The following is a 20,888-nucleotide window of genomic DNA, read 5'->3' as shown; positions in this document are numbered from 1 at the left end:
GGCCCGGGCTACTCCTCGCCCGTCTGATGCTCCCCGGACCGACCGCCGTGCACCTCGGCGGGCAGCTCGTCCACCGGGGCGACGACGACGTCCTGCAGCTTCCAGTCCAGGGCGGCGATCGCGTCCCGCAGCGCGCAGCAGCGGGCCACCGTCACGTCCGCCCCCTCGTGCGGCACCACGAACATCTCGACGTGGAACACGTGGCCCTCGTCTCGGACGCGGGCGCCCGCATGGCGCACCCACGGCTCCGCCCAGGCGACCCGCTCGGCACGGTCGATGAGCGGGTGCGGCCGGGCGCCGTCGATCGTGGCGGCGCGGCGGTCCGCCAGGTTCGTGACGGCCTCCTTGAGGTTCTTCCAGCCGTCCAGCACGATGCTCACTCCCACGAAGATCGCCGCAGCGGAGTCCGCCCACCACCAGCCCAGGCCGATGCCGGCCACGCCGACGATGGTGGCCACGCCCGTCTGCCAGTCCGCCTTGTTCATGTCCGCGTCCGCGTACAGCACGCGGTCGTGGAGCTGCTCGGCCAGCGTGAGCTTCTTGTGGCCGAGGATCATGGGCCCGGGCACGGACAGGGCCATCACGGCCATCATGAACCAGCCCTGCCACACGGTGTGCCCGAACAGGTCGAACGTGCCGATGGGTGGGTGCTCCGCCGTCACCAGGCCCAGGATGGAGTCGCCGACGAGGACCACGCCCATCACGGACAGGGCGACGGCGGCCACGAGGTGTCCCACCCCGACGGACCGGTGAGAGCCGTAGGGCCGGGCCCGCGTCGGGGCCATGCGGGCCACGCGCAGGGCGACGAGGAACGCGATCGGCGGGATCAGGGACAGCAGGTCCTCGATCCACGCGGCCCGCATGGCCTGCGAGGAGCCCATCACGATCGCCACGAGGACGATCGTGACCACGATCACCCCCAGCGTCACCCATTCGAGCCGCTTGGCCTGCTGGACCACGCGCTCGATCTCCGGGGGCAGCTCCGTGGCGCCGAACCGGCGCCCGCTCGGCCCCGTCTCCCGGGTGTCCTGCCGCGTCATCGGGCCTCCTCCGCTGCGCGCTGGTCGAAGTACGCCTCGAGTGCCGTGAGCATCTGATTCTCACCCAGGGGCACGGCCATCACGAGCTTCACCGGCTCGCCGTCCGGGCCCTCCGCCTCGGCGTAGTCGCGGGTGATGCTCGCGTGCGACGTCCACGGGGACGCCGAGGTCAGGCCACCGGCCACCAGGTCCATGTCACCCTTCTCCAGCGCGGTCATGAGCGCCTCCTCCCCGGCCACGGTCCACTCGACGCGTGCGTCGTGCGCCGCCGCGAAGCCGCGGATCAGGTCGGGCTCGGGGCCGACGGGCTCGGCGCCCGAGGCGTCCACGTGGGGCGGGTGGTGCACGACGCCGGCGCGCAGCACCCCGCCCGTGACGCGGTCCAGGGTGCCGTCCGGGTCGGCGGGGTAGCCGGAGGAGGTGCAGGCGGTGAACCCGAGGGCGGCGCCCCCGAGCAGGCCCGCCAGGGCGGCCCGGCGGGTGATGGTCATCGTCCTCATTCCGTGGGCGAGTGCGAGCGGTGCCCGGCGTTGCCGAGGCCTTCGGCGCCGTCGAGATGGTCGAGCACGAGGCGGACCGCCTCCCGGGCGTCGGTGGTCTCGGACCAACCGGTCGCGGCGCGCAGGGCCGTGGTGTCCATGATGGGCACCGCTGCGGCCATGTCCACCCACCCCGGGTCGGTGGGCTGCAGCCGTGCCCGGTAGCTCAGCGCCGCGGCCGCGCGGAACAGGCCCACGGGCAGCTCCAGGATGCGGCGCGCCCCGAGGACGGTGCCCATGGTGTGCGCGTCCAGCACGGGGTCGGCGGCCACATTGAAGGCGCCGCCTGCCCGGTGGACGATCACGCGCCAGTACGCGTCCGCCACGTCCTGGGCCGTGAGCGCCTGGAATCGCAGGCCCCGCGGGAACGGAAGCACCGGAGTGCGCAGGCGGGCGACCAGCCGGGCGGGGACGAGGTCGCCCAGGAAGTAGTCCTTGATCTCGGGCCCGGCGGCGGACTGGAAGATCAGCCCGGGGCGCAGCCGGGTCACGAGCAGCTCAGGGTGCTCGGCCTGCACGCGGTCGAGGATCGACTCGACCTCGGCCTTCTGCGCGGCGTAGTGCGAGGTGGGGACCCCGGTGGTGGGATGGGACTCGGGCACGGCGCGGCCCTTCGGCCCGGGCCCGTACGCGCCCACCGAGGACGCGTAGACCAGGTGGGGCACGCCCGCCTCGGCCACGGCCCGGAACACCCGCTCGTTGCCGGCCACGTTGACGGCGCGCAGGTGGTCGCGGTCGCGGTTGGGGCGGATCACCCACACCAGGTCGACAACGGCGTCGGCGCCGGCCACGATCTCGCGCAGCCGCCCCGCCGCCGTGGGCTCCGCCACGTCCAGGCGGTGCCACTCGACGCCGTCGTAGGGCGCTCCGGCCCGGTCCGGGCCGCGCCGGCTCACGCCCACGATCGAGCTCACCTCGGCCGCGGCCTGGAGGCGGTGCAGGACAGCGGTGCCGACGTTGCCCGTCGCGCCCAGGACGACGATCCTCACGGCTTCAGGACCACCTTGATGCAGCCGTCCTCCTTCTTCTGGAACGTCTCATAGAGGGCGGGCGCGTCCTCGAGCGGGGCGGTGTGCGTGGCCAGGTCGAGCACGCCGAGGGGATCGGACGGGTCGTCGAGCAGGGGCAGCAGGTCGTCCACCCAGCGACGGACGTTGCACTGGCCCATCGTCAGGGTGACCTGCTTGTCGAACAGGGTGAGCATCGGCATCGGGTCCTTCATGCCGCCGTAGACCCCGGAGAGCGACACCGTGCCGCCGCGCCGGACCGCGTCGATCGCGGTGTGGAGGGCGCTCAGGCGGTCGACGCCGGCGGTCTTCATGGCCGCCCGGCCGAGCGCGTCGGGCAGCAGGCCCACGGCGGTGTGGGCCGCATGCCCCGCCGGGGAGGCGTGCGCCTCCATGCCGACCGCGTCCACGACCCCGTCGGGGCCGCGGCCGCCGGTGCGCTCGCGGAGCACCTCGGCCTCGCCGCCGTCGGCGTCCAGGACCTCGATGCCGTGCCGGGCCGCCATCGCGCGGCGCTCGGGGACCGGGTCGACGCCGATCACCCGGTACCCCAGGTGCACGCCGATGCGCGCCGCCAGCTGGCCGATGGGGCCGAGGCCGAGCACCGCGAGCGTGCCGCCGTCGGGGACGTTCGCGTACTGGACCCCCTGCCAGGCGGTGGGGACGACGTCCGAGAGGAACAGCCACTGCTCATCCGGGCCGGTGTGCGGCACCTTCACGGGGCCGTAGTCCGCGTGGGGCACACGCAGCAGCTCGGCCTGCCCGCCGGGGACGGAGCCGTAGAGCCGGGAGTAGCCGAAGAGCGCGGCGCCGGAGCCCTGCTCCCGCACCTGGGTGGTCTCGCACTGGGACTGCAGCCCGCGCTGACACATCCAGCACCGACCGCAGGAGATGGTGAAGGGCACGACCACCCGATCACCGGGCCGGATGTGGGTGACCTCGGACCCGACCTCGCGGACGATGCCCATCGGCTCGTGGCCGATCACGTCCCCCGCGTCCATGAACGGCCCCAGGACCTCGTACAGATGCAGGTCCGACCCGCAGATGCCGGTCGAGGTGACCTCGATGATCGCGTCCGTCGGCTCCTGGATCCGAGGATCCGGGACCTCCTCGACGGCGACGTTGCGCTTTCCCTGCCATGTGAGTGCTCGCATGGTGCGACCGTAGCCGCGTCGGGCGGGCCGGCGGAAGCGTGGAGGCGCGGCGGGGCCGCCACCTCGTCGGGGGAGCGGCCGCTCAGCCGGTGCGGCCGGCCAACGAGGCGCGGGTGCGGGCGGCGGCGTCCAGCACGACCGCGCGCAGCGGGGCCACCGCGTCATCCGTGTCCTCGCCCGCGGCCGGCGGGCCGGCCAGGGCCTGCGCCTCCACGCGGCGCTGCCGGGCCGCGGCGCCGCCGTCGTCGATCATCGCCTGGACGCCGGCGAGCTCCGCCGCGCAGCCCAGCCGCTCGGCGACCGGGGTCAGTCGCTCGATCTCCGCCGGCAGGTGCTCCGCCAGCGGGACCTGGGTGCCGCGGGCGTCCACGATCACGGTGGCGTCCATGCCGTACCGGGCGGCGCGCCACTTGTTCTCCTGCACGTGCCACGGCGGCAGGACCTCGACCGTCTCGCCGCGCTCCAGGCTCGCGGACAGGTCGTCCACGAGGCACTGCGTGTAGGCGGTCACGGCGGCGATCTCCTCGAGCGTGGCCAGGCCGTCGCACGCGCGCATCTCCACCGTGCCCAGGCGGGGCACGGCCCGCACGTCCCAGCGGCACTCGGTGACGTCCGCGATCATGCCCACCTGCTCCATCTGGGCCACGCAGCGCTCGAAGTCCTCCCACTCCTGGAACTGGAACGGCAGGCCGGCCGTGGGCAGCTGCTGGAACAGGAGGGTGCGCTGGGACTGGTAGCCCGTGTCCGTGCCCGCCCAGAAGGGGGAGGAGGCCGAGAGTGCGAGCAGGTGCGGCACGCGGTTGACCAGGCCGTTCACCACCGGCATGGCCTTGGAGACGTCGTCCAGGCCCACGTGCACGTGCACGCCGAAGATCAGCATCTGCCGACCCCAGTACTGGGTGAGATCCAGCATGCGGTCGTAGCGCTCGCTGGGCGTCGAGGGCTGCGCGATCGCGTCCGCGAACGGGTGCGTGCCCTGGCAGAACAGGGAGATGCCCCGCGCCGCCGCGGCGTCGGCCACGCGCGCGGCGATCCGGCCGAGGTCCGCCGTCGCGGCGTCGACGCGCTCGTGCACACCCGTGACGAGTTCCACCGTGTTCTGCAGGAGCTCGCTGGTCATGTGCGGGTTCACGTCGTCCTCGGCGAGGCCCTCGGTCACATGCAGGGCGCGCAGCAGGTCTGGGGCCTCGGAGCGCAGCTCGCCGGACACGGCGTCCACGAGCGCGAGCTCCCACTCGATTCCGAGAGTGGACTGCGCGGAGTCGGCGAAGGGCAGAGTCATGCCGCCCATCCTAGAAGCCCCTGCCGGGTCTGCGCCCGGTGTCCACGCTTCGGACCTAGGGTGGGGCGCATGGCCCGTCCCCGCCCCGCCTCCCGCTCGCCGCGCCCCACGGCCGCCGCCTCGGAGGCGGACGCCACCGCCCTGGCCCCCGTCCTCGAGCCGGAGGGCCGCGCGCTCCTCGACTCCCTCGCCGGGTACCGCGAGGCCGACGCGCTCGCGGTCTCCTCACGCCTGCGTGCGGCCGGGCATCCGCCGGAGCGCGTGGCCGCCGCGCTGACCCAGGCCGCGCTGCGGTCCCGGGCGGAGGCCCGCCTCGGGCGGCAGGCGCGCCGGATGCTGTTCACCCGCGACGGCCTGGAGCAGGCCACCCGCCCGCTGGTCGCGGGCCTGCACGCGGACCGGCTGGCGGCCGCGGGGGCCCGGTGCGTCGCCGACCTCGGCTGCGGTCTCGGCCTGGACGCGCGCGCCTTCGCCGACCGGGGCCTGGACGTCGTGGCGGTGGAGCGGGACGCCGTCGTCGCCGCGGCCGCCGAGGTGAACCTCGCCGGCCACCGCGGTGCGCGTGTGGTGCACGGCGACGCCGTGGCCTGGGCCCGCGCCCACGTGCCCGCCGAGGCGGACGCGGTGTGGCTGGACCCCGCCCGCCGTCAGGTCGGCGGGGGCGGGTCCGCGCGCGTGTTCGACCCCGAGGCGTTCTCCCCGCCCCTGAGCGTCGTGACGGACATCGCCGCGACGGGCGTGCCGGTCGGGGTCAAGCTCGGCCCGGGGCTTCCGCACGAGGCCGTGCCGGCGGGCGCCGAGGCCGAGTGGGTGAGCGTCGACGGCGACGTCGTGGAGGCCGCCCTGTGGTTCAACGCGGCGGCCCGCCCCGGGGTGCGGCGGGCGGCGCGCGTCATGACCGTCCGGGGCGGGGAGACGACGACGGCGCAGCTCGTCTCCGGCGCGGACTTCGGCGACTCGCCCGAGCTCGAGGCCGTGGGGGAGGAGGGCATGGCGGGGCTCGTCGGCGCGGTCCTGCACGAGCCGGACGGCGCCGTCATCCGGGCCGGACTCGTGACGGACCTGGCCGCGTCCTGGCCCGTGCCGACGCGGCAGCTGGACCCCCACCTGGCCTACCTCGTCGCGCCCGAACCCGTGCGGGACGGCCTGGCCCGCGCCCATCGGATCGAGGCGGTGCACGGCTTCCACCTGGCCTCCCTGCGGCGCTGGGCGAAGGAGACCGGGGTGGGTCGGCTGGACGTGAAGAAGCGGGGCATCCGCGAGACGCCCGAGGAGGTGCGGCGCGCCGTCCTCGGCGGGGCGAAGCCGGGCCGGCGTGGCGGGGCCGGACGGCACGCCACCCTCGTGCTGGCGCGCGTGGGTCGGTCGCGGTTCGCCCTCGAGGTGACGCCGTTGGACTGACAGGGCTCCAGGCCGCGGGCTCCGGGCGGCGGGAGCCGTCGAACCCCCGTTGGGGGATTACGGCACCCTCGTGTACGGTATTCGACTGAGGCAAGGCTCACCTCCACGGGAGCGCGCCCACCACCCCGACTGCTCATCCCGGGGCAGCCCCGCCGCCCAGAAGGAGAACCATGCCGCGTTCCGCCCGTGCCCCCCGCCTCGCCCGTCTCGCCCTGACCTCGGTGGCGGCCCTCGCCCTCGTCGGCTGCTCCGCCGGCGGCGCGGCCACGGGCTCGTCCTCCGCGAGCGCCTCCGGCGAGTCCTCGTCCTCCGCGAGCGCCGCCGACGGCTCCTCGGCCGCCTCGGGCGGCGTCGCGGCCGGGGTCACCGTCACCGACATGTCCGGCGCCGAGGTCACCCTGCCGGAGGAGGTCGACTCCGTCATCGCCACGGACAACCGCACCTTCCGCACGCTGGACGACTGGGGCGTCGAGCTGTCGGCCGCGCCGAAGCAGATCATGTACAAGGGCGAGGGCGGGCCCTCCTACCTCCAGGACGACTCGGTCGCCGACATCGGCAACCACCGGGAGCCGGACATGGAGCTGTTCGTCACCGCCGAGCCGGACGTCGTGTTCAACGGCCAGCGGTTCAACGAGCGCAAGGCCGAGATCGACGAGCTGACCGGCGACGCCGCCGTCGTGGACACGGACTTCGACGTCACGCAGACCCCCATGGACGAGGGCCTGAAGGAGCTGACCACCCTGCTGGGCGAGGCCACCGGCCACGAGGCCGATGCCGAGAAGCTCATCGCCGACTTCGACGCCGCCACCCAGCGCGCCAAGGACGCCTACGACCCCGAGCAGACCGTCATGGGCCTCATCGCCTCGGGCGGTGAGCTGTCGTACGTCGCGCCCAGCACCGGTCGCGCCATCGGCCCGTTCTTCGACATGCTGGAGCTGACCCCGGCCCTCGAGCAGTCGGGCACCGACAACCACCAGGGCGACGACATCTCCGTCGAGGCCATCGCGAAGTCGAACCCGGACTGGCTGATCGTCATGGACCGCGACGCCGCCATCGGCGAGGAGAACGCCACCGCCGCCGAGCTGATCGAGCGCTCCGAGGCCCTCCAGGACGTGACCGCGGTGAAGGAGGGCAACATCGTCTACCTGCCCGCCGACTTCTACGTCGCCGAGGACATCCAGAACCACACCACCGTCATGGAGGACCTCGCGAAGGCCTTCGAAGGCGCGCAGTGACTCTCGACGTGCGTCACCACGTCGCCGACGCCCCGCCCCGGCTCGAGGAGCCGGGGCGGGGCGACCGCGTGTGCTGGGTCCCGCCCGCCGTCCTGCGGCCCGAGCGCACCCGCTGGCAGCGCACCTGGCCGCTGCTGGTCGGCGTCGTGGTGACCGCGGCCCTCATCGTGGTCTCGCTGTTCGTGGGCGTGTACGACGTCGGCGCGGAGGGCGGACGCGAGATGTTCGCCATCACGCGCGTGCCGCGCACGGTCGCCCTCGTGCTGGCCGGCGCCTCGATGGCGATGTGCGGGCTGATCATGCAGCTCATGACGCAGAACCGCTTCGTGGAGCCCAGCACCACGGGCACCACCGAGTGGGCCGGTCTCGGCTTATTGGTGACCATGGTGCTCGTGCCGGGGGCGGGCCTGGTGACCCGGATGGCCGGGGCCATCCTCTTCGCCTTCGTCGGCACCCTCGTGTTCTTCCTCTTCCTGCGGCGTGTGCGCCTGCAGTCCTCCCTCATCGTGCCGATCGTGGGCATCATGCTCGGCGCCGTCGTGGGCGCCGCCTCGACGTTCCTCGCCCTCCAGACGGACATGCTGCAGCAGGTGGGCGCGTGGTTCGCGGGCTCGTTCACCTCCGTGGTCCGCGGCCGGTATGAGCTGCTCTTCCTCGTGCTGATCGTGTGCGTGGCGGTCTTCGTCATCGCGGACCGCTTCACCGTGGCCGGCCTCGGCAAGGACGTCGCCACGAACGTCGGCCTCAACTACGACGCCGTGATCCTCACCGGCGTGGCCATGGTGGCCGTGGCCACCGGCGTGGTCACCGTGGTGATCGGGGCCCTCCCGTTCCTGGGGCTCGTGGTCCCCAACCTCGTGTCCATGGTGCGCGGCGACAACCTGCGGACGAACCTGCCCTGGGTGGTCATGGTCGGCGTGTGGATCGTGATCGTCTGCGACCTGATCGGGCGCACCGTGATCGCCCCGTTCGAGGTGCCCATCTCGCTGATCCTGGGCCTCGTGGGCGCGATCGTGTTCCTCGCCCTGCTGCTGAGGCAGGCCAAGCATGGCTGAGCCGCTCGCGACCGCCCCGGGTCGCCTCCCCGCCCCGCCCGGTGGCGCCACCGCGGCCGGGCCCGTCGAGGCCGACGCCCCGCGCCGGTCCGGCGCGTTCGTCACCGCCGCCGACCGCCGGAGGTATGCGGTCGTCGTCGCCGTGCTGGCCGCCGTCGCCGTGCTCTCCACCGCCGGGATCCTGCTGTGGGGCAACGAGGCCGAACCCGGTTCGCGCGCGTTCTGGATGATCGCGCGGATGCGCGTGGAGTCCCTGGGCGTGATCGGCATCGTGGCGCTGTGCCACTCCTTCGCGACCGTCAGCTTCCACACGGTGACGGGCAACCGCATCATCACGCCCTCGATCATGGGGTTCGAGGCGCTCTACACCGCCGTGTCGACCGCCGCCGTGTACGTGCTGGGAGCCGCCGGCGTCGCGGTGCTGACCGGGGTGGGGCCGTTCCTCGCCCAGGCCGCGCTCATGGTGGCGCTGGCGACGGCCCTGTACTCGTGGCTGCTCTCCCGGCCCTACGGCAGCGTCCATCTGATGCTGCTCGTGGGCGTGGTGCTGGGCGGCGGGCTGGCCGCGCTGAGCACGTTCATGCAGCGACTGCTGGACCCGAACTCGTTCGACCTGCTGAGCGCGCGGCTCTTCGGCAACATCTCCAACGCCCGGACCGAGTACGTGGCGATCGCCGCGCCCATCGCCGTCGTCGTGTGCGCGCTGCTGTGGCTGCGCTCCCGCCGCCTGAACACGGTGGCGCTCGGCGCCGACGCCGCGACCAACCTGGGCCTGCACCACCGGCGCGAGCTCATGGTGACGCTGCTGCTGGTCTCCGTGCTGATGGCCATGACCACCGCGCTCGTGGGCCCGATGACGTTCCTCGGCTTCCTCGTGGCGACGCTGGCGTACAGCCTCGTCGACACCCACGACCACCGGTTCATCCTCCCGGTGGCGGCGCTGGCCGGGTACGCGGTGCTCACGAGCGCCTACTTCGTGCTGCGGCACGTGTTCTACGCGGGGGGTGCGGTCACGGTGGTCATCGAGCTGATCGGCGGCATCACCTTCCTGGTCGTCGTGATGAGAAAGGGACGTCTGTGATCGAGCTGCGCGGCGTGGTGAAGCGCCACAGCGACGAGGTGTGCATCGGGCCCGTGGACCTGGACATCCAGGCCGGGGGAGTGACCGCGCTCGTGGGGCCCAACGGGGCGGGCAAGTCCACGCTGCTGACGATGATCGGCCGGCTGCAGGACGCCGACGCCGGGACGATCGCCGTGGGCAGGCACGACATCACCACGACGCCGTCCCGGAAGATCGCGCAGACCCTGTCCATCCTGCGGCAGGAGAACCACTTCGTGACGCGGCTGACCGTGCGACAGCTCGTGGGGTTCGGGCGCTACCCGTACACGCGCGGCCGGCTGACCCTGGAGGACGAGCGGCACGTGTCCGACGCGATCGACTTCCTCAACCTCGGCCCGTTCGAGAACCGGTACCTCGACCAGCTCTCGGGCGGCCAGCGGCAGCGCGCGTACGTGGCGATGGTGCTGGCGCAGAACACCGAGTACGTGCTGCTGGACGAGCCGCTGAACAACCTGGACATGCAGCACTCGGTGCAGATGATGCAGCAGTTGCGCCGGGCCGCCGACGAGCTGGGCCGGACCGTGGTGATCGTGCTGCACGACATCAACTTCGCCGCCCACTACGCCGACCGGATCGTGGCCATGGGCGACGGCCAGGTGGTGGAGACCGGCACCCCGGCCGAGATCCTGCGCCCTGAGGTGCTGGAGCGAATCTTCAAGACCCCCTGCAGCGTGGTGGACGGACCGCACGGGCCGCTGGCCGTGTACTACTGAGCGGGGCGACGGTGAGGCCGGCCCGGGTCGGTCCGGGCGGGGGTCGGGTGCCCGGCCGACGCGAGCGTTCCGTGGGCAGAACCCGCCGGGTCTCGCCTTCCGGGGGCAGAACCCGCGTGTTTCCAGGTTCCGTGGGCAGAAGCACCCTCGCTTCTGCCCACGGAACCCCTGCGCATGGACGGCAGGGCCATACGCGACGACGACGTCAGGCATCCCAGCCGTTCGAGACCTGTGCCCGTCGTCTGAGGACGGCCTCGATCACCCGCGCGTATCCCTCGCCGACGTCCCGGCTCGTGACGTGCAGGGTCATCTGCCCACGCTCCGCGTAGTACTGGTCTCGCCGGGCGTCCCGGGCGTGTTGCTCGGCACTCCGGTGCACCTCGCCGTCGTACTGGAGGACGAGCCGGCAGTCCTCGAACCACAGATCGGCCTCGGGGGCGTCCCGCCGCCCGGGGTCGAACACGTGCTGCAGCGTCGGCTCGCCCAGCCCCGCCTCGACGAGCGCCAGCCTCAGCCGGGTCTCCTGCGGCGAGTCGGCACCCACCCGTACGCGCTCGAGCGCCGCCGTCGCCCGCGGTCTTCCGACGAACCGCCCGAGCGGCCGCATCGCCTCGTGCAGCGCGGTGACCGTGGTGATGGGAGGCCGCCGGCCGCGCGGGGACCAGGGGTGACGGACCAGGTGGTCACCCGCCGACACGAGGGATGCCTCGTCCCAGGGGTGGCCGATCGAGCACAGATCGAGCCAGGTCCGTTCCGGCGTCGTCACCCGTAGCCCGAGCACGGAGGTGACGTGGCCGGCGGGCAGGGGTCTGCGGTGCTCCATGACGCCGGGGATCCGCGCCCGTGCGGTGCCGCGGTGCAACGTGATCTCGACGGCGGCGCGTCGCGTGGCCCCGCCCGGGGGAAGCGGGAGGCCGTGGAGGTGCGCCGCCGTCTCGTGGGAGAGAACGGCGTCGGGACGGGACCGCAGGAGGGCGGTCAGCAGGTCGAGGCCGACCCCGTGGTGCGGCGGCGGGAGCCCGGCAGACTCCCAGGTGCGCAGCGGCATGTCACGGCGACGGTGGATGCCGCGGGCGAGGCGGAGGACGTCGGACCGCCGCACCCGGCTGGGCGGCAGACCGCGTTCGAGCACGTCGCGGGTGGTGAAGACGGGGACGAGGGGGAGATCGGGGGCGAAGGACATGGGTCGACCTTGACGCGGTCGGCCTGACGACGGCCGGGCGGGCCGCGTGTCTGTGCACACCAGCGCAGGGTGGGCCGGCTGTGCAGGACTCGGCGGCGGCCGGTTGTCCCGCCGGGACGACGTCGTCATGGCTCGGTGGGCAGAACTGCGAGGAGTTCCGCCCACGCAACATCCGTGGGCAGAAGAGAGGGCGCTTCTGCCCACGGAGACCGAAAACCTGCGGATGCTGCCCACGCGATGGGCGGGGGTGCGGTTTCTGCCCACGGAGGGGGAGGGGGGAGGGTGGGGAGTGGGGGAGGGACAGGTTGCGGGCCGCCGTCGTGACCACTCCGCGTGCTCTTGGGCTCGGAACCCGCCCCGCCCGCCGCCCCACGGCATCCCACCGCACCGCGCCCCACGCCTCCGCCCACGGCGGACGGCGGGGACACGGCTGGCACTCATGTTGAAGGAGTGCCAAAACCCGGAGTAGAGTCTGGACTGGCACTCGGGGGTACCGGGTGCCAATGCCCGAGGTGGACCGTCCGGCACCGCGACGACGGAGGGTCTGACGCCCGTGGCGCACCCGCAGACCACAGCATCAGCGGACCGGCGAGCCCGCCGGAGCCGCACGTCGACGAAGAAGGAGTGTGCAGCATGTCTGTCTCCATCAAGCCCCTCGAGGATCGCATCGTTGTCCGCCCCCTGGAGGCCGAGCAGACCACCGCGTCGGGCCTCGTGATCCCGGACACCGCCAAGGAGAAGCCGCAGGAGGGCCAGGTCGTGGCCGTGGGCCCGGGCCGGGTCGCCGAGAACGGCAACCGCGTGCCCGTCGACGTCGCCGAGGGTGACGTGGTGCTGTACTCCAAGTACGGCGGCACCGAGGTCAAGGTCGGCGGCGAGGAGTACCTGGTGCTCTCCGCCCGCGACGTGCTGGCCGTCGTCGCCAAGTGACCCCGCCGCGACGGGCCCGGTGAGCGGCGCGCACCGCACCGGTGCGCGCGCCCCGGGCCCCTCGCGTCCCCGCACCCCCTGACTCCCTGAACGAAAGGAGCGTCCGTCATGGCCAAGCAGCTGGCTTTCAACGACGACGCACGCCGCGCCCTCCAGGCCGGCATCGACAAGCTCGCCGACACCGTCAAGGTCACCCTCGGCCCCAAGGGCCGCAACGTGGTGCTCGACAAGGCGTGGGGCGCCCCCACCATCACCAACGACGGCGTCACGATCGCCCGTGAGGTGGAGCTGGAGGACCCGTACGAGAACATGGGCGCCCAGCTCGCCAAGGAGGTCGCCACCAAGACCAACGACATCGCGGGCGACGGCACCACCACCGCCACCGTGCTGGCCCAGGCGCTCGTGAACGAGGGCATGCGCCAGGTCGCCGCCGGCGCCGCGCCGGGCGAGGTCAAGAAGGGCATCGAGGTGGCCGTGGCCGCCGTCGAGCAGCGCCTGCAGGAGAACGCCCGCCCGGTCGAGGGCCAGGAGGTGGCCCACGTGGCCGCCATCTCGGCCCAGAACGACGAGGTCGGCGAGCTGCTGGCCCGCGCGTTCGACACGGTCGGCACCGACGGCGTCATCACCATCGAGGAGTCCTCCACGACCTCCACCGAGCTGGACGTCACCGAGGGCATGCAGTTCGACAAGGGCTTCCTGTCCCCGTACATGGTCACCGACGCCGAGCGTCAGGAGGCCGTGCTCGAGGACGCCTACGTCCTGATCAACTCGGGCAAGATCTCCAACGTGCAGGAGCTGCTGCCCCTGCTCGAGAAGGTCCTGCAGGCCAACAAGCCGCTGTTCGTGATCGCCGAGGACATCGAGGGCGAGGCCCTGTCCACCCTCGTGGTGAACAAGATCCGCGGCACCCTGAACGTCGTGGCCGTCAAGGCCCCGGGCTTCGGCGACCGCCGCAAGGCCATGATGCAGGACATCGCGATCCTCACCGGCGCCCAGGTCGTCTCCCCGGACCTCGGCATGAAGCTCGAGCAGGCCGACCTGGACGTGCTCGGCTCCGCCCGCCGCATCACCGTCACCAAGGACGAGACCACCATCGTCGACGGCGGCGGTGCGGCCGAGGACGTCGAGGCCCGGGTCGCCCAGATCAAGGCCGAGTCCGCCGCGACCGACTCCGACTGGGACCGCGAGAAGCTCCAGGAGCGCCTCGCCAAGCTCTCCGGCGGCATCGGCGTGATCCGCGTGGGCGCCGCCACCGAGGTGGAGCTCAAGGAGCGCAAGCACCGCATCGAGGACGCCGTGTCCTCGACCCGCGCCGCCCTCGAGGAGGGCATCGTGGCCGGCGGCGGCACCGCGCTCATCAATGCGCTGACCGCGCTCGACACCGACGCCGACGTCCAGGCCCTGACCGGCGACGCCGCCGTGGGCGTGGACATCGTCCGCAAGGCCCTGAAGCAGCCGCTGCGCTGGATCGCCCAGAACGCGGGCGAGGACGGCTACGTGGTGGTCTCCAAGGTCGCCGAGCTGGAGCCGAACCACGGCTTCAACGCGAAGACCGGCGTCTACGGCGACCTGATCGCCGACGGCGTGATCGACCCGGTCAAGGTGACCCGCTCCGCGCTCGCCAACGCCGCCTCCATCGCGGCCCTCGTGTTGACCACCGAGACCCTCGTGGCGGACAAGCCCGCCGAGGAGGACGAGGCCGACCACCAGCACTGACCCCTCCGTCGGCCCTGACGCGGCCGGTCGACGACGACGGCCCCTCGCCCGCCCGGGTGAGGGGCCGTCGTCGTGCGGGCGGGAGACGACCGCCGTCCGGGGCGCCCTCTAGGGTGTGCCCATGGACACACCCACGCCGCCCCGTCCCACCGGGTCCCACCCGACCCGGGCCCCGGCCCGGCCACGGCTGCGCCGCTTCGTCCGCGAGTTCTCCTATCCGCACGGCATCCACCCGGCCCTCGTGCCGGGCGTGTCCGTGGAGGACCGCCGGGTGCGCTACGGCGTGGACCGGGTGATCCTCGCCGTCGTCGGCCTGCTGGTGGTCGGCTTCGTGGTGTGGGGCGTGCTGCAGCCGGACGCCGTGCTGGCCGTCTCGAGCGCGGCCCTCGACTGGGTGATGCTCCACGCCGGCTGGCTGTTCGCCCTGCTGGCCATCGGGATGGTGGTGTTCCTGCTCGTCCTGGCGTTCTCCCGGTACGGCGAGATCCCGCTGGGACTGGACGGGGAGAAGCCGGAGTACTCCACGGCGAGCTGGTCGGCCATGCTCTTCGCGGCCGGCATCGGCATCGGCATCATCTTCTTCGGCCCGTACGAGCCGCTGACCTACTACCTGGCCCCGCGCCCGGGGGCGTACGAGGCGGGGAGCGAGGAGGCGGTGACGGGCGCGCTGGCCCAGGCCGCGCTGCACTGGGGCGTGAACGCGTGGGCGATCTACGCGATCGTCGGTCTGTCGGTCGGCTACGTGTCCTACCGCCGGGGCCGGGTGCCGCTGATGAGCTCGATCATCGCGCCGCTGTTCGGCGACTCCCAGCGCAGCGACTCGGTCGGCGCGCGCCTGATCGACGGGCTCGCGATCATCGCCACACTGTTCGGCACGGCGGCCTCGCTGGGCATCGGCGCCCTGCAGATCGGCCGCGGCGTGGAGATCGTCTCGGGCTGGTCGGCGCCGGGGAACACGGTGGCGCTGGGGATCATCGTGGTGCTCACGATCGGCACCATCTTCTCGGCGGTGTCCGGTGTGGCCCGCGGCATCCGGTGGCTGTCCAACATCAACATGCTGCTCGCCCTCGGCCTGGCGCTGTTCTTCTTCGTCGTCGGCCCGACGGCGTTCCTGCTGAACATCGTGCCCGGCGTCCTGATGGACTACGTCTCCTCCGCCCCGGACGCCCTCGGCGCCTCGATGGCCCAGGGGGAGGACATGCAGGAGTTCCTCTCCAGCTGGACGATCTTCTACTGGGCGTGGTGGGTCAGCTGGGCCCCGTTCGTGGGCGTGTTCATGGCGAAGATCTCGAAGGGTCGGACCATCCGCCAGTACGTCCTCGGGGCCCTGTTCATCCCGGCCGCGGTGATCGTCGGCGCGTTCACGATCATCGGCGGCACCACCATCTGGCTGCAGCGGACCCAGGGCTCCGTGGCGCCGGACGGCACAGCCGCGTCGCTGCCCGCGCCGGCGGAGATCTTCTGGGTGGTCCTGGACCAGCTGCCCGGCGGCGGGCTGGTGGCCCCGGTCGTGATCGTCATGCTGGCGGTCTTCTTCATCACGACGGCGGACTCCGCCTCGATCGTGAACTCGCAGCTCTCGCAGCGCGGCGCCCCGGCCCCGCGCCGCACGATCACGGTGTTCTGGGCACTGTGCATGGCGGGCATCGCGGTCGTGATGCTGCTGACCGGCGGCGACACCGCGCTCACCGGCCTGCAGAACCTCATCACCATCACGGCGCTGCCGTTCACCGTGGTGCTCGTCCTCATGGCGGTCGCGCTCCAGCGCGAACTGGCCAACGACCCCTTCGCGATCCGTGACCGGTACCAGCGGGCCGCCGTCGAGAAGGCGACGGTGCGGGGCCTGGTGGAGTACGGGGACGACTTCGCGTTCACGGTGGAGCGCACCCCGCCGGGCAGCTGGTACGCGGCCGGCGAGGGGTTCGACTCCACCGCCGCAGAGATCACCGACTGGTACCGCCGCACGGACGAGGACGGGAACCCCGTGGACTACGACTACGTGCTGGGCGAGTACCTGGACGAGGGGGACGGGGACGGCGCGGACGGGCCCGCCGGAGCAGGCCCGTCCGGCCGCTGACTCAGGCGCGCGGCTCCGGGGTGCCGACGAGCTGGGCGCGGGAGTCGGCGGTCGCGTGGGCGCGGGCCTCGACGATCTCCTCCTCGTCCTCGCCGAAGATGTCGCCGCGTGGGGCGTCGTAGCGGTCCCGGTCGAGGATGCCCTCCTGGGAGGCCACGAGCGCGGGGATGAGGGCCTGGCCGGACACGTTGAGGGCGGTGCGACCCATGTCCACGATCGGGTCGACGGCCAGGAGCAGGGCCATGCCCTCGAGGGGCAGCCCGGCGGTGGACAGCGTGAGCGTGAGCATCACGGTGGCGCCGGTGGTGCCGGCGGTCGCGGCGGAGCCCAGCACGGACACGAGTGCCACGAGGGCGTACTGGCTCAGGCTCATGTCGATCCCGTAGAACTGGGCGATGAACACGGCGGCCACGGCCGGGTAGATCGCGGCGCAGCCGTCCATCTTGGTGGTGGCGCCCAGCGGGACGGCGAAGGAGGCGTAGCCGGTGGGCACGCCGAAGTTGCGCTCGGCCACCCGCTGGGTGACGGGCAGCGTGCCGAGGGAGGAGCGGGAGACGAAGCCGAGCTGGAACGCCGGCCACACGCCGGTGAAGAACTGCTTGACGGAGAGCCCGTGCAGGCGCGCCAGCACCGGGTACACCACGAGCATCACGAGGGCCAGGCCCACGTAGATCGCCACCACGAACTTGGCCAGCGTGCCCATCGTGGACCAGCCGTACGAGGCCACGGCGTTGCCCAGCAGGCCGATGGTGCCGATCGGGGCCAGGCGGATGATCCACCACAGCAGCTTCTGGATGATCGCGAGCACCGAGCGGGAGAACGTGAGGAACGGGGCGGCCTTCTCGCCGACCTTGAGCGCGGCCACGCCCACGACGATCGCGATCACGAGGATCTGCAGCACGTTGAACGTGGGGGAGGAGGCGAGCGCCCCGTCCTCGCCCGCCGTGGTCTTGACGGTCAGGCCGAGGAAGTTCGCCGGCACCAGGGAGGTCAGGAAGTCGAGCCAGCCGACGTCCTTGGCCTGGTACGACGCCGGCGCGGTCTGGCCGGTGCCCACGCCCGGCTGCAGCACGACGCCGACGGCGAGGCCGATGAGCACCGCGATCAGGCTCGTGATGGCGAACCACAGCAGGGTCTTGGCGGCCAGGCGGGCCGCGTTGGTCACCTGGGCCAGGTTGGCGATGGAGGCGACGACGGCGAAGAAGACCAGCGGGACGACCGTGGCCTTCAACAGGCTGATGTAGATGCTGCCGACGGTGGCCAGCGTCTCGCCGAGCCAGGTCGGGTGCTCGGAGGTGTGCCCCGTCGCGCGGGCGATCAGGCCCAGGACGAGGCCGAGGACGAGGGCGGCGGCGATCTGCCAGCCGAAGTTCGACGTCCAGGCGGGGAGCCGGCGTCGGGGCGCCGGTGCGGGGGAGGACTGTGCGGTGCTCATCCGGGGAGGTTAGGCGGTCCAATACCATGACGCCGAAACGGATTGCTCCATGTGACGTCGTGGTGACGCCCGTCTCGCCCCCGCGTGGCCCAGCGCGGGGGTCCTGTGATGTGGCCCGCACCCGGGTCGCCGGTTTGGCCCCCGGGCATAGAATCGCGGAAACACCCGTCCCGAAAGGCGCCTTCGTGACCAACACCAGCACCGGTCCCAGCCCCGAGCCCGTCCGCTCCTCCTCGGATCCCTTCGGCTTCTTCGGCCTCACCTATGACGACGTCCTGCTGCTGCCCAACGCCACGGACGTGATCCCCGCGGACGCGGACCCGGGCACCCGGCTGACCCGCAACATCCGCTTGAACATCCCCATCGTCTCCGCGGCGATGGACACCGTGACGGAGGCCCCGCTGGCCATCGCCATGGCCCGCCAGGGCGGCATGGGCATCATCCACCGCAACCTGTCCATCGAGGACCAAGCCCGCCACGTGGACACCGTGAAGCGCTCCGAGTCGGGGATGATCAAGGACCCCGTGACCATCGGCCCCGACGCCACGCTCGCCGACCTGGACGAGCTGTGCGCCCAGTACCGCGTCTCGGGCCTGCCGGTGGTGGCCGAGGACATGACGCTGCTGGGCATCATCACCAACCGCGACACCCGCTTCATCCCGCGCGAGGAGTGGGCCACCCGCACGGTGGACACCGCCATGACCCGCATGCCGCTGATCACCGCGCAGGAGGGCGTCTCGCGCGCCGAGACCATCCGCCTGTTCTCCCAGAACCGCGTGGAGAAGCTGCCGCTCGTGGACGATGCGGGCCGCCTGACCGGCCTGATCACCATCAAGGACTTCGACAAGGCGGAGCAGTACCCGGACGCCGCGAAGGACGACGAGGGCCGCCTGCGCGTCGGCGGCGCCGTCGGCTTCTTCGGCGACGGCTGGGAGCGCGCCATGGCGCTCGTCGAGGCGGGTGTGGACGCCCTCGTGGTGGACACCGCGAACGGCCACACGCACGGCGTGCTGGACATGATCGCGCGCCTGAAGAAGGACAAGGCGGCCGCGCACGTCGACGTCATCGGCGGTCAGGCCGCGACCTACGCGGGCGCCAAGGCGATCGTCGACGCCGGCGCGGACGCCGTGAAGGTGGGCGTGGGCCCGGGCTCGATCTGCACGACCCGTGTGGTGGCCGGCGTCGGCGTCCCGCAGATCACCGCCATCTACGAGGCGGCCAAGGCCACGCGCCCCGCGGGCGTCCCGCTGATCGCCGACGGCGGTCTGCAGCACTCCGGTGACATCGGCAAGGCCCTCGTGGCCGGCGCCGACTCGGTGATGCTCGGCTCCCTGCTGGCCGGCACGGCCGAGTCCCCGGGCGACCTCGTGTTCTACCAGGGCAAGCAGTTCAAGACCTACCGCGGCATGGGCTCCCTGGGCGCCATGCAGACCCGCAACGGCACGCGCTCCTTCTCCAAGGACCGCTACTTCCAGGCGGACGTGCCGGACGAGGACAAGCTGATCCCCGAGGGCATCGAGGGCCAGGTGCCCTTCCGGGGCCCGGTCGCCTCGGTGGTCCACCAGCTCGTGGGCGGCCTGCGCCAGACGATGTTCTACACGGGCGCGTCCACGGTGGCCGATCTCAAGGAGAACGGCCGCTTCGTGCGCATCACCGCGGCGGGCCTGAAGGAGTCCCATCCGCACGACATCATGATGACCGTCGAGGCCCCGAACTACCGTTCGCGCTGACCCGCACGTCGGGTCCGGGGGGAGCCCCCGGACGGGGCGGCGCCGACGACACGGTCGGCGCCGCCCCGTGGCGCCTGGGCTAGGCTGGCCCGGTGACGAACCAGATTGAGATCGGCCGCGGCAAGCGCGGCCGCCGGGCCTTCTCCCTCGACGACGTGTCCGTGGTGCCCGCGCGGCGCACCCGGGATCCCCAGGACGTCAGCCTCACGTGGCGCATCGACGCCTACACGTTGGACATGCCCGTGATCGGTGCGCCCATGGACTCCGTGATGAGTCCGGAGACCGCCATCGCGATGGGGCGGCTGGGCGGTCTCGGCGTCCTCAACCTCGAGGGCCTGTGGACCCGCCACGAGGATCCGCGCCCGCTGCTCGAGGAGATCGCCGCCCTGGAGGCCGGCCCGGCCGGGACCGAGGCCACCCGCAAGCTGCAGGAGGCCTACGCGGCCCCCATCCGCCCCGATCTGATCACCGAGCGCCTCGCACAGATCCGCGAGGCCGGCGTCGTCGTCGCGGGCTCGCTGACCCCGCAGAACACGCAGGAGTTCTACCGCACCGTCGTGGCGGCGGGCGTGGACCTGTTCGTCATCCGCGGCACCACCGTCTCGGCCGAGCACGTCTCCTCCACCCAGGAGCCGCTGGACCTCAAGCAGTTCATCTACGAGCTGGACGTGCCCGTGATCGTGGGCGGGGCGGCCGGCTACACGCCGGCCCTGCACCTGATGCGCACCGGCGCGGCCGGCGTGCTCGTCGGCTTCGGCGGCGGCGCGTCCACCACCACGCGCCGCGCCATGGGCATCCGCGTGCCGATGGCCACGGCCATCTCGGACATCGCCGAGGCGCGCCGCGACTACATGGACGAGTCCGGCGGCCGCTACGTGCACGTGATCGCCGACGGCGGCGTCTCCACCTCGGGGGAGATCGTCAAGGCGATCGCCATGGGCGCGGACGCGGTCGTCCTGGGCGCCGCCCTGGCCCGCGCCACCGACGCCCCCGGCGGCGGCTGGCACTGGGGCCTCGAGGCCGTCCATCCGGAGCTGCCGCGCGGGCACCGCACCCACGTGGGCCAGGTGGCTCCGCTCGAGGAGGTCCTGTGGGGGCCCGGCCGCCACGCCGACGGCACGTCCAACCTGATGGGCGGCCTGAAGCGCGCCATGGCCACCTGCGGCTACACCGAGCTCAAGGACTTCCAGAAGGTGGAGGTCCTTGTGACCCCCACCCAGACCGTCTGATCCCCGCCGCCGCGTGGCGGCACCCCGACCGAAAGAGTTGAT

The 20,888-nt window shown here is 72.6% G+C and carries 17 protein-coding genes; 10 read left to right on the top strand and 7 right to left on the bottom strand.

What is annotated here, in order from left to right:
- Positions 1 to 8: 8 nt before the first annotated feature.
- The 5 genes from AUV08_RS03600 to AUV08_RS03580 all read right to left on the bottom strand — a co-directional run bounded on the left by AUV08_RS03600 (position 9) and on the right by AUV08_RS03580 (position 5,022).
- A complete protein-coding gene (locus AUV08_RS03600) occupies positions 9 to 1,040 on the bottom strand; it encodes a cation diffusion facilitator family transporter (RefSeq protein ID WP_061867102.1) in 1,032 nt (343 codons plus the stop codon).
- Positions 1,037 to 1,531 (bottom strand): hypothetical protein, encoded by a 495-nt coding sequence (locus AUV08_RS03595; protein ID WP_061867101.1) that lies wholly within the window; start codon positions 1,529 to 1,531, stop codon positions 1,037 to 1,039. The genes AUV08_RS03600 and AUV08_RS03595 overlap by 4 nt, the downstream gene beginning before the upstream one ends.
- Before the next feature lie 5 nt (positions 1,532 to 1,536).
- A complete protein-coding gene (locus tag AUV08_RS03590) occupies positions 1,537 to 2,568 on the bottom strand; it encodes an NAD-dependent epimerase/dehydratase family protein (protein ID WP_061867100.1) in 1,032 nt (343 codons plus the stop codon).
- Entirely contained in the window at positions 2,565 to 3,740 is a 1,176-nt protein-coding gene (locus AUV08_RS03585) for a zinc-dependent alcohol dehydrogenase (RefSeq protein ID WP_061867099.1), read from the bottom strand. Before AUV08_RS03585 ends, AUV08_RS03590 begins: the two co-directional genes overlap by 4 nt.
- Positions 3,741 to 3,822: 82 nt before the next feature.
- Positions 3,823 to 5,022 (bottom strand): glutamate--cysteine ligase, encoded by a 1,200-nt coding sequence (locus tag AUV08_RS03580; protein ID WP_061867098.1) that lies wholly within the window; start codon positions 5,020 to 5,022, stop codon positions 3,823 to 3,825.
- 69 nt (positions 5,023 to 5,091) lie between these two features.
- Here AUV08_RS03580 and AUV08_RS03575 point away from each other — a divergent pair, with 69 nt between their 5' ends.
- From AUV08_RS03575 to AUV08_RS03555, 5 genes are all read left to right on the top strand, one after another.
- On the top strand, positions 5,092 to 6,423 hold the full coding sequence (locus AUV08_RS03575; RefSeq protein ID WP_061867097.1) for an SAM-dependent methyltransferase: 1,332 nt from the start codon (positions 5,092 to 5,094) through the stop codon (positions 6,421 to 6,423).
- A gap of 170 nt (positions 6,424 to 6,593) precedes the next feature.
- Positions 6,594 to 7,658 (top strand): siderophore ABC transporter substrate-binding protein, encoded by a 1,065-nt coding sequence (locus AUV08_RS03570; protein ID WP_061867096.1) that lies wholly within the window; start codon positions 6,594 to 6,596, stop codon positions 7,656 to 7,658.
- Positions 7,655 to 8,713 (top strand): ABC transporter permease, encoded by a 1,059-nt coding sequence (locus AUV08_RS03565; protein ID WP_084776545.1) that lies wholly within the window; start codon positions 7,655 to 7,657, stop codon positions 8,711 to 8,713. Before AUV08_RS03570 ends, AUV08_RS03565 begins: the two co-directional genes overlap by 4 nt.
- Entirely contained in the window at positions 8,706 to 9,794 is a 1,089-nt protein-coding gene (locus tag AUV08_RS03560) for an iron chelate uptake ABC transporter family permease subunit (RefSeq protein ID WP_061867095.1), read from the top strand. Before AUV08_RS03565 ends, AUV08_RS03560 begins: the two co-directional genes overlap by 8 nt.
- Positions 9,791 to 10,546 (top strand): ABC transporter ATP-binding protein, encoded by a 756-nt coding sequence (locus tag AUV08_RS03555; protein WP_044659446.1) that lies wholly within the window; start codon positions 9,791 to 9,793, stop codon positions 10,544 to 10,546. The genes AUV08_RS03560 and AUV08_RS03555 overlap by 4 nt, the downstream gene beginning before the upstream one ends.
- Positions 10,547 to 10,751: 205 nt before the next feature.
- On the opposite strand, the gene AUV08_RS03550 is transcribed toward AUV08_RS03555, so the two are convergent.
- Positions 10,752 to 11,729, bottom strand: coding sequence for a hypothetical protein (locus tag AUV08_RS03550; protein ID WP_036315903.1), 978 nt, complete (start codon positions 11,727 to 11,729; stop codon positions 10,752 to 10,754).
- A gap of 633 nt (positions 11,730 to 12,362) precedes the next feature.
- On the opposite strand from AUV08_RS03550, the gene groES reads away from it, so the two are divergent.
- The 3 genes from groES to AUV08_RS03535 all read left to right on the top strand — a co-directional run bounded on the left by groES (position 12,363) and on the right by AUV08_RS03535 (position 16,452).
- Positions 12,363 to 12,659 carry a co-chaperone GroES gene (groES, locus tag AUV08_RS03545; protein ID WP_044659448.1) on the top strand — a complete coding sequence of 99 codons (297 nt, stop codon included), beginning with the start codon at positions 12,363 to 12,365 and terminating at the stop codon, positions 12,657 to 12,659.
- Positions 12,660 to 12,767: 108 nt separating this feature from the next.
- Entirely contained in the window at positions 12,768 to 14,375 is a 1,608-nt protein-coding gene (gene groL / locus AUV08_RS03540; RefSeq protein ID WP_061867094.1) for a chaperonin GroEL, read from the top strand.
- A gap of 121 nt (positions 14,376 to 14,496) precedes the next feature.
- A complete protein-coding gene (locus AUV08_RS03535; protein WP_081097746.1) occupies positions 14,497 to 16,452 on the top strand; it encodes a BCCT family transporter in 1,956 nt (651 codons plus the stop codon).
- 1 nt (position 16,453) lies between these two features.
- Here the strand turns inward: AUV08_RS03535 and AUV08_RS03530 are convergent, their stop codons facing one another.
- The gene (locus AUV08_RS03530) at positions 16,454 to 17,887 is read right to left on the bottom strand and encodes a dicarboxylate/amino acid:cation symporter (RefSeq protein ID WP_061867093.1); all 1,434 of its coding nucleotides are present in this window, start codon (positions 17,885 to 17,887) and stop codon (positions 16,454 to 16,456) included.
- Between the two features lie 185 nt (positions 17,888 to 18,072).
- On the opposite strand from AUV08_RS03530, the gene guaB reads away from it, so the two are divergent.
- Both guaB and AUV08_RS03520 read left to right on the top strand, forming a co-directional pair.
- Positions 18,073 to 19,617 carry an IMP dehydrogenase gene (gene guaB / locus AUV08_RS03525; RefSeq protein WP_061867092.1) on the top strand — a complete coding sequence of 515 codons (1,545 nt, stop codon included), beginning with the start codon at positions 18,073 to 18,075 and terminating at the stop codon, positions 19,615 to 19,617.
- 92 nt (positions 19,618 to 19,709) lie between these two features.
- Positions 19,710 to 20,846, top strand: a complete 1,137-nt coding sequence (locus tag AUV08_RS03520) for a GuaB3 family IMP dehydrogenase-related protein (RefSeq protein WP_061867091.1) — start codon at positions 19,710 to 19,712, stop codon at positions 20,844 to 20,846.
- Positions 20,847 to 20,888: the final 42 nt, after the last annotated feature.

The organism is Micrococcus sp. CH7 (genome assembly GCF_001595485.1).
Classification (GTDB): domain Bacteria; phylum Actinomycetota; class Actinomycetes; order Actinomycetales; family Micrococcaceae; genus Micrococcus; species Micrococcus luteus.
Note: the sequence above shows the minus strand (reverse complement) of the source record. Positions and strands in the feature narration are given on the sequence as shown.

What these genes read in the sequence shown, in the direction of transcription:
- AUV08_RS03600 (WP_061867102.1), bottom strand. Translation starts at nt 1,040, where the DNA reads ATGACGCGGCAGGACACCCGGGAGACGGGGCCGAGCGGGCGCCGGTTC.
- AUV08_RS03595 (WP_061867101.1), bottom strand. Translation starts at nt 1,531, where the DNA reads ATGACCATCACCCGCCGGGCCGCCCTGGCGGGCCTGCTCGGGGGCGCC.
- AUV08_RS03585 (WP_061867099.1), bottom strand. Translation starts at nt 3,740, where the DNA reads ATGCGAGCACTCACATGGCAGGGAAAGCGCAACGTCGCCGTCGAGGAG.
- AUV08_RS03580 (WP_061867098.1), bottom strand. Translation starts at nt 5,022, where the DNA reads ATGACTCTGCCCTTCGCCGACTCCGCGCAGTCCACTCTCGGAATCGAG.
- AUV08_RS03575 (WP_061867097.1), top strand. Translation starts at nt 5,092, where the DNA reads ATGGCCCGTCCCCGCCCCGCCTCCCGCTCGCCGCGCCCCACGGCCGCC.
- AUV08_RS03570 (WP_061867096.1), top strand. Translation starts at nt 6,594, where the DNA reads ATGCCGCGTTCCGCCCGTGCCCCCCGCCTCGCCCGTCTCGCCCTGACC.
- AUV08_RS03560 (WP_061867095.1), top strand. Translation starts at nt 8,706, where the DNA reads ATGGCTGAGCCGCTCGCGACCGCCCCGGGTCGCCTCCCCGCCCCGCCC.
- AUV08_RS03550 (WP_036315903.1), bottom strand. Translation starts at nt 11,729, where the DNA reads ATGTCCTTCGCCCCCGATCTCCCCCTCGTCCCCGTCTTCACCACCCGC.
- groES (WP_044659448.1), top strand. Translation starts at nt 12,363, where the DNA reads ATGTCTGTCTCCATCAAGCCCCTCGAGGATCGCATCGTTGTCCGCCCC.
- groL (WP_061867094.1), top strand. Translation starts at nt 12,768, where the DNA reads ATGGCCAAGCAGCTGGCTTTCAACGACGACGCACGCCGCGCCCTCCAG.
- AUV08_RS03535 (WP_081097746.1), top strand. Translation starts at nt 14,497, where the DNA reads ATGGACACACCCACGCCGCCCCGTCCCACCGGGTCCCACCCGACCCGG.
- AUV08_RS03530 (WP_061867093.1), bottom strand. Translation starts at nt 17,887, where the DNA reads ATGAGCACCGCACAGTCCTCCCCCGCACCGGCGCCCCGACGCCGGCTC.